1 protein-coding gene is annotated in these 648 nt (G+C 60.8%); it reads right to left on the bottom strand.

Features of this window, described 5'->3' with window-relative positions; all coding sequences use genetic code 11:
• Nucleotides 1-648 (bottom strand): hypothetical protein (locus tag ACOSDM_RS20070; RefSeq protein ID WP_420726312.1); only part of this gene is annotated, 648 nt, incomplete at both ends.

The raw sequence follows: 648 nt of genomic DNA, 5'->3' as shown, positions 1-648 counted from the left end.
CGGTCAGTGCCGAGGAGATGTCCAGGGCAATGGCTGTATCTTCAGAACCACTTGCTGCTTCAGTAGAGAGGGTCGGCGCATCAGCGACGCCGGTCACGGAGACGGGAAGGGTGGCCGTCGTGGTGGCAGTATCTGAACCATCAGTGCTAGTCGCGGTAACAGTCAGATCAAAATCATCGCTGCTGTTCGCCGGCGGCGTGATGGAGAGATTGGCAAGCTGAGCCGGCGTCAGCGTCGCGACACCATCGGTGACAGTAACCGCTTCACCATCGGCGGTGAGGACTGCGCCGTCTGGAATGCCGCTGATCTCAACAGACAGGGTCTCGGACCCATCAGTGTCGGTGAGGGCTGAACTGATATCGAGCGCGATGGCTGTATCTTCCGACCCGCTTGCCGCATCAACACTGAGCGTCGGTGCATCGGCAACGGCATCGACGGTGACATCCAGCGTATCGGTAACGGTGCTGGTATCGCCACTCTCGCCATCGGTCGTGGTGACAGCAACAGAGAGGGTGAAGTCCGCATCACTGTCGGCCGCCGGCGTGATCGTCAGCCCCTCGAGTTCAGCTGGTGTCAGCGTGACAGAGCCATCCTCATTGACGGTCCCCGCCGACAGGGTGGCGCCCGTCGGTATATCGCTGATCGTGA

Origin of the sequence: Hwanghaeella sp. LZ110, from assembly GCF_048892525.1 — a bacterium.
Lineage (GTDB): Bacteria > Pseudomonadota > Alphaproteobacteria > UBA8366 > Aestuariispiraceae > Pacificispira.
The sequence above is the reverse complement of the archived record's forward strand: the minus strand, read 5'-3'. Positions and strand labels throughout refer to the sequence as shown.